We start from the raw sequence: 8,974 nt of genomic DNA on the forward strand, positions 1-8,974 counted from the left end.
TGACGGAAAGCAATGCAGGGACCGGGCTGGATGCCCGATCCCTGCACGACTCCGTCCGAGATCAGCGGATCACATCGGGGCGACGATGTCCTGCTTCACATCCCACTCGGTGACCTCCATCGACGAGTCGGCCTTCATGCCGTTCGCCTCGGCGGTGCTCTTCGTGGCGAGCGAGGCGTAGTCGGCGGTCACCTCGTAGGTGGTGTCGGCGCTCGCGCCGTTCGTCTGCACCTTGCCGGTGAGGATGAACACCTCCTGGCCGAGGCGCGTGCCCTTGCCGGTGACCGTGAACGTGCCGTTCAGCGCTGCGGCCACGGCGGCCGGGTCGAGCGCGGAGACGTTCTGGGCCGCTGCGCTGAGCCCCGCGATGATCGGGTCGCCGGAGCCGGTGTCTGCCTTCTGCCAGTCGCCGGTCGCGCCCTTCACGTATGCGGCGCCGTCGACCAGGATCATCGAGCCCATCGGCGACGTCGTCTCCATGGCCTTGTCGGCGGGGTTGTACCGGGCCTTCGTCTCCATGCCCAGGGTGCTGGTGGTCGCGGCGTACCCGGCGATGGTCTTCAGGTGGTCCGCGATGCAGGTGCCGAGCACGCTGCCCTCGATGGTCGCGCCCTCGGTGAGCTCCGGGCAGTCCTGGGCGGTGCTGTCGGCGGGCTTCTCGCTCGCCTGGCTCTGGCTCTCCGGCTTCTTCTCGTCGTCGCCGCCGGCCGGTGCCGAGCATCCGACGAGCATCGTCATGGCGATCAGCGTCGCCCCGATCCCCCACTTGCTGACGCGCATGGCGTCTCCCTCCGTTCGTGCACGCCGAGATGGCGGTGCCGGAACAGTCTGCCAAAAGGCGGAGGGCGACCCTTATGGGGTGAACTCACCATGGTCGCGTGGAGGCGTGGACTCCGGTAGACTGTTGTGGTTGTCTGCCCGGCGGCGCCATGCCGAAGGAGCGGATGACACGCAACACACCCTCCTGCTTCCGGGAAAGTCCCGGGAGCCGTTCTAGTCCGAAGGAGGTGGGTAAGTGACGCACCAGTACGAGCTCATGGTCATTCTGACCCCCGAGCTGGACGAGCGCCAGGTTGCCCCCAACCTCGACAAGTTCCTGAAGGTCATCACCAACGATGGTGGCTCGATTGACAAGGTCGACGTGTGGGGCAAGCGCCGTTTCGCCTATGAGATCAACAAGAAGAACGAGGGCATCTACGCCGTCGTCAACTTCACCGCGACGAGCGAGGCCACCCAGGAGCTCGACCGTCAGCTGAAGCTGAGCGAGCTCGTCTTCCGCACCAAGGTCCTGCGCGCCGAAGAGGCACAGGCCATGGTCGCCGCCGAGGCGAAGCGCGCTGCCGACAAGGCCGCTCGCAAGCCCAAGACGGCCGCGAAGGCGTAAGCATCATGGCCGGCGAAACCGTCATCACCGTGGTGGGCAACCTCACGGCGGACCCCGAGCTGCGTTACACGCAGAACGGCCTGCCCGTGGCGAACTTCACCATCGCATCGACCCCGCGCACGTTCGACCGTCAGGCCAACGAGTGGAAGGACGGCGAAGCGCTGTTCCTCCGCGCATCGGTGTGGCGTGAGTTCGCCGAGCACGTGGCAGGTTCGCTGACCAAGGGCATGCGCGTGATCGCGCAGGGCCGTCTGCGTCAGCGCTCCTACCAGGACCGCGACGGCAACAACCGCACGGCGATCGAGCTGGAGGTTGACGAGATCGGTCCGTCGCTGCGATACGCGACGGCACAGGTCACGCGGGCCGCATCCAACGGTGGTGGGGGCGGAAGCCTCCAGGGCGGTGGCCGCCCGCAGCAGCAGGTCTCGGAGGAGCCGTGGTCGACCCCCGGTTCGTCGAGCGCTGACGCGTGGAGCACCCCGGGCAGCTTCGGCGACGACACCCCGTTCTAACTTCTGGATCCCCGAGCCCGTTCAGGGCTCAGGCATCCGATCTCATCTTTAAGGAAAACTCATGGCTGGAAAGTCGAGCGGCGACCGCCGCAAGCCGCGGAAGGGTGGCAAGCCCACCGCTCCCGCGAAGTCGATCCGCGTGGGCGTCATTGACTACAAGGACGTCGCAACGCTTCGCAAGTTCATCTCGGAGCGTGGGAAGATCCGCGCCCGTCGCATCACCGGTGTCTCGGTCCAGGAGCAGCGTCTGATCGCCAAGGCGATCAAGAACGCTCGCGAGATGGCCCTGCTGCCCTACGCCGGCGCTGGCCGTTAAGGGGTACGAAAATGGCAAAGCTGATTCTCACGAACGAGGTCGCCGGGCTCGGAAGCGCCGGTGACGTCATCGAGGTCAAGAACGGGTACGCCCGCAACTACCTCATCCCGCAGGGCTTCGCTGTCGCGTGGACCCGCGGTGGCGCCAAGCAGGTCGAGTCGATCCAGGCTGCTCGCAAGGCGCGCCAGATCCACGACCTCGACGAGGCGACGGCCCTGAAGAACAAGCTCGAGGGCACCAAGGTGCGTCTGGCCGTCAAGGCCGGCGCCGAGGGTCGCCTGTTCGGCTCGGTGAAGACGGCCGACGTGGCCGACGCTGTCGCCGCTGCCGACCTCGGCTCGATCGACAAGCGCAAGGTGCACTTCGCCGCCCCGATCAAGTCGGTCGGCGAGCACGAGGCGACCGTCCGTCTGCACGACGACGTCACCGCCGTGATCACCCTTCAGGTGGTCGCTGCGAAGTAATCGCCGCGCGCATTGAACGTCCCGTCCTCCTCGGAGGGCGGGACGTTCTGCATTCGGGGGCGGCGCACAGCCAGAATATTGGCTCTTCACATGTTCGCGTCTACGGGTGTAACCTCCGAGTGAAGACCGGGGGGTGATTCCGATGCAGACAGGCGACTCCGCAATGCGCAGCAGCGCCGCCCACCCCGGCATGCGCATCGGCCTCATCGGTCTCGCGGTCGGTGCCGCGTGGTTCGCGGTCAGCCTCTTCACCGGTGCGCAGGGCGCATCCGCCGCCACCGGCGACTCGGATGCCGGACTGCTGGGCTCCCTGGTCAGCCAGGTCGAGAGCACCGCGACGGAGGCCGTTCAGGCGGTCACCGCCCCCGTGAAGCCGGTGGTCGCTCCGGTCCAGAAAGCCGTCGCTCCCGTCGTGCAGGTCGCGGCGCCCGTGGTCGAGGTCGTCAAGACCGTGCCGAAGGCCACCGCATCCCCGCCATCCGTCGCGAACGTCGTCGCGCATGTGCCCGAAGCCGTCGCGCAGACCGTGCGGAACACTGTCGCGGTGGTCGAGAACGCCCCGAAGACCGTCGCGGACGTGGTCGACTCCGTCCCCGTGGTTCTCGACGCGGTCGAGGTCGGCGACATCACGGCACCCGTCACGCGGCTGCTCGACACCGTGGTGAACGACACCGTCGGACAGGTGCCGCTCGCCGGCGACCTGGTCACCGGACTGCTCGGCGATGCGCCGACGGGCGACCTGCTCACGCCGGTCATCGGCGGCGTCGACGACGTCGTCGATGCTGTGCACGGCACCCCTGAGGCGCTGATTCCCGCACCGCCGGGCGTTCCGGTGGAGGACGCCGTCTCCGAGACGGTCCCCGCCCCCGGCGCGGCATCCGCTGCGCCCGCGGCCTTCGCCGCGTCCGCGTCCGCGCTGGTCGCTCTGCCGACGGCGGATGCCGATGCTGCGCCCGCCGCCGTCGTCGCGGACGACAGCCCTGCTGATTCGCCGACGGGCGGCGAGCTGCCCCCTGTCGCGCCTGCGGCGCCCGCCCCGTCCGGGGGTTCCGGCACGTCCGCGGGCGGCTCCGGCGCGTCCGGGGCATCCATGATCTCGGATGCAGCGGCTGCCGCATCCCTTCACGAGGCCACGGCCTCTCTGGCGCTGAGCACCGTGCACGACGAACTGCCTTCGTCGCCGGTGTTCGACACCGACTCCACCCCCGACTGAGCGAGGGAGGCGTCGCGCTTCGTGCGCGACGTGCGTGATTCATCAGATGTGAATCCACTCTTCTTCGTACTCAGAAAGGGTTAGGCATGAACAAGTACGTTTCGCGCGGTCTGCTTCTCGCAGGCTTCGCAGGCGGCCTCTGGGTCGCAGGTACTGGTGTCGCTGCCGCCGCTGAAACACCTGCCGGGGATGAAGCCCCGGCGGTCGTCAATGTCCAGCTGCCTCTCACGCTCGAGGGTCAGGCCGTCTCCGCGACGGGCACGTCCACTCAGGACCCGCCCGCCGAGAAGCCGAAGCCTGCTCCGATCGTCTCCGTCGACCTCAAGGCCGTAACAGGCGTCTTGAAGGGCGAGAAGGCGGTAGCCGCTGTCTCGACGCCGGTCACGGTGTCGGGCAACGCGGTGAGCGTGACCGGGAACGCGAAATCGACGGCTTCGTCGGTCACGCAGGCCCCGGCGCAGCCGAAGGACGCCCCGAGCTCGAACGATCCGCTGGGAGTGCTCACGGGCGCCCAGGGCCTCGTCGACGTCTCCGCGCCGGTGACGGTGGCGGGGAACGCGGTGAGCGTGTTCGGCGATGCGGAATCGCACGGCTCGGCAGTGACGACCACAGGTGCAGGCGGCGATGGCGGCGGCAGCGCTCTCGAGAATGAGGGCATCGGTGTGGGGACGGGCTGGCAGGCTGCCGGCGACGTGACCGCGCCGCTGACCGCGGCGGGCAACGCCGCGAGCGTCTTCGGGGATGCGTCCTCGAACGACTCTCGCGTCGATGTGCGCGACGCTGACCGCACCGCCGGCGGTGCGGGCACGATCTCGAACTCGGGGATCGGGCTCAACACCGGATGGCAGGTGCCCGCTGATGTGACGACGCCGCTCACGGCGGCCGGCAACGCCGGCTCGTTGTTCGACGACGCTGCATCGAACGGATCCCAGGTAGCGATCGAGGATCGTTCCGGAGTCGCGAACTCCGGCGGTCGGATCGAGAACTCGGGAATCGGCAAGGACACGGGATGGCAGATCCCCGCGGATGTCGTCGCTCCGGTGACGTTCTCGGGCAACGCGATCTCCGGCACGGGTGAGGCAGTCACCTCGGGCTCGGATGTCGCGATCTCCGACCGTGCGGGTGTCGCGAACGGCGGCGGCGAGGTGTCGAACACAGGCATCGGCTGGCTCGTCGGATGGCAGATCCCCGCCGACGTGTCCGCTCCGCTGACGGCATCCGGCAACGCCTTCTCGGCGACGGGTGATGTGGCGAGCCGGGATTCGGGAGTGACGGTGGCCGACTCGGCCGGCGTCGCGAACAGCGGCGGCGAGGTCGGCAACGCCGGCTACGGCGTCGGATCCGGCTGGCAGATCCCCGCCGACGTGATCGCTCCGGTGACCGTGTCCGGCAACGCCGGATCGGTGCTCGGCGACGCGGGAACGTCTGGATCGGATGTCGCGATCGTGGACCGCTCCGGTGTGGCGAACGGCGACGGCGAGGTGACGAATGCGGGTTACGGTGTCGGCGCTGGCTGGCAGATCCCCGCGGATGTCACCGCTCCGCTGACGTTCTCCGGCAACGCGGTGTCCGGTTCCTGTGACGCGGTCACGACGGGCTCGGATGTCTCGGTGCTCGACAACGCCGGTGTCGCCGACGGCGGCACGGCCTCCAACGCCGGTTACGGTGTCGGGGCCGGCTGGCAGATCCCCGCGGATGTGACGATGCCGGTGACGGCGTCGGGCAACGCAGGGGCGCTGCTGGACAACGCCACGTCGACCGGTTCCGGGGTCGCGATCGTCGACAACGGCGGCGTGGCCGACGGTAGCAGCGAGATCGGCAACGCCGGCTTCGGACTCAACTCGGGTTGGCAGATCCCGGCCGACGTCACCGCTCCGGTGACGCTCGCGGGCAACGCCGTCTCGGCGGGGAACGAGGCCGTCACGACCGGTTCCGGTGTCGGCATCGTCGATGACGCGAGCGTCGCGGACGGTTCCGGTGAGGTCTCGAACGTCGGTGTCGGAAAGGACACCGGCTGGCAGATCGTCACCGACTGGACCACGCCGCTGACGGCATCCGGAAACGCCGTCTCGGGTGCGGGTGACGCAGTCACCACGGACTCGGGTGTCGGCATCGTCGACCGCGGCGACGCGGTGGACGGCGCGGGCGAGGCGTCCAACACGGGCATCGGCTGGCTCGTCGGCTGGCAGGTGCTCGGCGATGTGACCGCTCCGGCCACGGCATCCGGCAACTCCGGTTCCGTGCTCGGGGATGCCGGGACCACCGGCTCCACGGTCGGCATCGTCGACAACTCCGGCGTCGTGAACGGCGACGGTGACGTCTCGAACGCAGGGTACGGTGTCGGCGCAGGCTGGCAGGTGCTCGGCGACGTGACGGCTCCGGTGTCGTTCTCGGGCAACGCGCTCTCGGGCAGTGGTGACTCGCTCACCACCGACTCGGGTGTCGCGGTGGTCGACGACGCGGGCGTGATCGACGGTGACGGCGACGTCTCCAACACCGGCATCGGTCTCAACTCCGGTTGGCAGGTCGTGACCGATTGGACGACGCCGGGTACGGCATCCGGGAACGCGATCTCTGGTGTGGGTGACGCCAGGACCGCGGGCTCGGATGTCGCCGTGGTCGACCGTGCAGGCGTCATCGACGGCTCCGGCGTGATCTCGAACGACGGCATCGGCAAGGACTCGGGCTGGCAGGTCGCCGGCGACGTGACCGTGCCGCTGACGGCCTCGGGCAACGCCGGTTCCGCCTTCGGTGATGCGGATGCTGTCGATTCGGGCGTCGGCATCGTCGACGACACCGCTGTGATCGGCTCCGCCGGTCAGGCGACCGACACCGGGGTCGGCTTCGGCACCGGGTGGCAGGTCGTGGGCGATGTCGTCGTGCCGGTGACCGGTTCGGGCAACGCGGCGTCGGGCCTCGGCGACGTGGTGGCCGAAGGCTCGGATGTGGCCGTGCTGACCGAGGGCGGTTCGATCGTCTCCGGCCACGCGGACGACTCGGGCATCGGCGTCGCCTCCGGGTGGCAGGTCGTGGGCGGCGTGGTCGCTCCGATCACCGCTTCGGGCGATGCGGTCACGATCGCGGGTGACACCGGGTCGCACGACTCGCTCGTCACCGTGCACGGCTCGAACGGCGACCTCGGCGACGGGGCTCTCGGCAACGAGGGCGTCGGAGTCGGAACCGCCTGGCAGCCTGTCGTCGAGATCACGACTCCGGTCACGGTCTCCGGCGACGCGGTCGCTCCGGTGGGCGCGGTGTCGGGTGACGCCACTGTCGTGGTCGAGCCCGGGATGTCCGGTTCGCTGAACCCGGGTCTTCCCGGTGTTCCGTCGATTCCGCTTCCCGACCTCGGCGCTGCAGCGGGCGATGCTCTCGGCAACGTGCACGGTCTGCCCTCACTGCCCGGCGGCGAGCTGGTGGGCGGTGTGATCGGCGACGTGATCGGCGCCGGTGAGCCCGGAGACCCGGCTGTTCCGGGTGCCGGAGACCTCATCGACGGCGTGATCGGCGCTGTTCCCGGCCTGTCCACTGCGCCCGGCGTGCCGGAGCTCGGAGGCTCGCTGGGTGACGCGGTCGACTCGATCGGCACCGTCATCGGCGGCGGTCTGCCCGAGGTGCCCACGGAGCCTTCGGTTCCGGGGGAGCCAGAGGTTCCGTCGCTGCCCGTCATCGGCGCCCTCCCGGGCGTCGGAGAGGTCGTCGGCACCCTTCCCGGTGTCGGTGGCGTGATCGGGAACCTCCCCGGGATTCCGGCTCTGCCAGTTCTGCCGGGGGAACCTCACGGTCCCGTCCTCGACCTCGGCGACCTGGTCGGTGACATCACCGACTGCCCGTGCGATGCGATCGACGGTGTCGTCGACACCGTCGGCGACCTCGGCGGAACGATCGGTGATGTCGCTGGCTCCATCGGCGACATCGCGGGTGGGCTGCCGGGTCTTCCCGGTGGTGACCCTACGGTTCCGGGTCTTCCCGGGCTGCCTGACCTGGGTGGGATCGTTGGTGGTGTCGTTGACACTGTCGGTGGTTTGATTCCGGGTCTTCCGGAGCTGCCGGGTCTTCCCGGTGGGGACCCCACGGTTCCGGGTCTTCCCGGGCTGCCGGGGCTGCCTGACCTGGGTGGGGTCGTCGGTGGTGTCGTTGACACCGTCGGCGGTCTGATTCCGGGTCTGGGTGAGCTGCCGGGTCTTCCCGGCGGTGATCCCACGGTTCCGGGGCTCCCGGGCCTTCCGGGTCTGCCTGACCTCGGTGGCGTGATTCCGGGTCTGCCGGGTCTTCCTGACCTGGGCGGGCTGGTCGGTGGTGTCGTTGACACCGTCGGTGGTCTGATTCCTGGTCTGGGTGAGCTGCCGGGTCTTCCTGGCGGCGACCCCACGGTTCCGGGTCGCCCGGGGCTGCCTGACCTCGGTGGTGTCGTTGACACCATCGGTGGTCTGATTCCTGGTCTGGGTGAGCTGCCGGGTCTTCCCGGTGGTGACCCTACGGTTCCGGGTCTTCCCGGGCTCCCGGGTCTGCCTGACCTGGGTGGGCTGGTCGGTGGTGTCGTTGACACGATCGGTGGTCTGGTTCCTGGTCTGGGTGAGCTGCCGGGTCTTCCCGGTGGTGACCCCACAGTTCCGGGTCTCCCGGGTCTTCCGGGTCTTCCTGACCTTGGTGGCGTGATTCCGGGTCTTCCGGGTCTTCCTGACCTGGGCGGGCTGGTCGGTGGTGTCATCGACACCATCGGTGGCCTGGTCCCTGGTCTGGGCGAACTGCCGGGCCTGCCCGGTGGGGACCCCACGATCCCGGGTCTTCCCGGGCTGCCTGACCTTGGTGGACTCATTCCGGGTCTGCCGGGTCTTCCTGACCTCGGTGGTGTCGTTGACACCATCGGTGGTCTGATTCCTGGTCTGGGTGAGCTGCCGGGTCTTCCCGGTGGCGACCCCACCGTTCCGGGTCTCCCGAGTGTTCCTGACCTGGGCGGGGTTGTCGGTGGTGTCGTTGACACCATTGGCGGTCTGATCCCGGGTCTTCCGGAGCTGCCGGGTCTTCCCGGCGGCGACCCTACGGTTCCGGGTCTGCCTGACCTCGGTGGCGTGATTCCGGGTC

General features: G+C 69.1%; 7 protein-coding genes. 6 read left to right on the forward strand and 1 reads right to left on the reverse strand.

What is annotated here, in order from left to right; all coding sequences use genetic code 11:
• Positions 1-69 precede the first annotated feature (69 nt).
• Positions 70-780: a hypothetical protein gene (locus ACTJJ4_RS16545; protein WP_440944318.1), complete on the reverse strand. Its 711-nt coding sequence runs from the start codon at positions 778-780 to the stop codon at positions 70-72.
• A gap of 235 nt (positions 781-1,015) precedes the next feature.
• On the opposite strand from ACTJJ4_RS16545, the gene rpsF reads away from it, so the two are divergent.
• The 6 genes from rpsF to ACTJJ4_RS16575 all read left to right on the forward strand — a co-directional run.
• Entirely contained in the window at positions 1,016-1,384 is a 369-nt protein-coding gene (gene rpsF, locus ACTJJ4_RS16550; RefSeq protein ID WP_285630752.1) for a 30S ribosomal protein S6, read from the forward strand.
• A gap of 5 nt (positions 1,385-1,389) precedes the next feature.
• Positions 1,390-1,896, forward strand: coding sequence for a single-stranded DNA-binding protein (locus tag ACTJJ4_RS16555; RefSeq protein WP_440944319.1), 507 nt, complete (start codon positions 1,390-1,392; stop codon positions 1,894-1,896).
• 61 nt (positions 1,897-1,957) lie between these two features.
• On the forward strand, positions 1,958-2,212 hold the full coding sequence (gene rpsR, locus ACTJJ4_RS16560; RefSeq protein ID WP_071641238.1) for a 30S ribosomal protein S18: 255 nt from the start codon (positions 1,958-1,960) through the stop codon (positions 2,210-2,212).
• A gap of 11 nt (positions 2,213-2,223) precedes the next feature.
• Positions 2,224-2,676 (forward strand): 50S ribosomal protein L9, encoded by a 453-nt coding sequence (gene rplI / locus ACTJJ4_RS16565; RefSeq protein WP_285630735.1) that lies wholly within the window; start codon positions 2,224-2,226, stop codon positions 2,674-2,676.
• Positions 2,677-2,839: 163 nt separating this feature from the next.
• On the forward strand, positions 2,840-3,889 hold the full coding sequence (locus tag ACTJJ4_RS16570; protein WP_440944320.1) for a hypothetical protein: 1,050 nt from the start codon (positions 2,840-2,842) through the stop codon (positions 3,887-3,889).
• An 86-nt stretch (positions 3,890-3,975) separates the two neighbouring features.
• On the forward strand, positions 3,976-8,974 hold a 4,999-nt coding region (locus ACTJJ4_RS16575), incomplete at its 3' end, for a beta strand repeat-containing protein (protein ID WP_440944321.1).

The sequence above is a fragment of the Microbacterium sp. 22195 genome, assembly GCF_052056515.1.
Classification (GTDB): domain Bacteria; phylum Actinomycetota; class Actinomycetes; order Actinomycetales; family Microbacteriaceae; genus Microbacterium.

Bases quoted from the DNA above. Each gene is read 5' to 3' on its own strand.
- ACTJJ4_RS16570 (WP_440944320.1), top strand. From the start codon at position 2,840: ATGCGCAGCAGCGCCGCCCACCCCGGCATGCGCATCGGCCTCATCGGT.
- rpsR (WP_071641238.1), top strand. From the start codon at position 1,958: ATGGCTGGAAAGTCGAGCGGCGACCGCCGCAAGCCGCGGAAGGGTGGC.
- rplI (WP_285630735.1), top strand. From the start codon at position 2,224: ATGGCAAAGCTGATTCTCACGAACGAGGTCGCCGGGCTCGGAAGCGCC.
- ACTJJ4_RS16545 (WP_440944318.1), bottom strand. From the start codon at position 780: ATGCGCGTCAGCAAGTGGGGGATCGGGGCGACGCTGATCGCCATGACG.
- ACTJJ4_RS16555 (WP_440944319.1), top strand. From the start codon at position 1,390: ATGGCCGGCGAAACCGTCATCACCGTGGTGGGCAACCTCACGGCGGAC.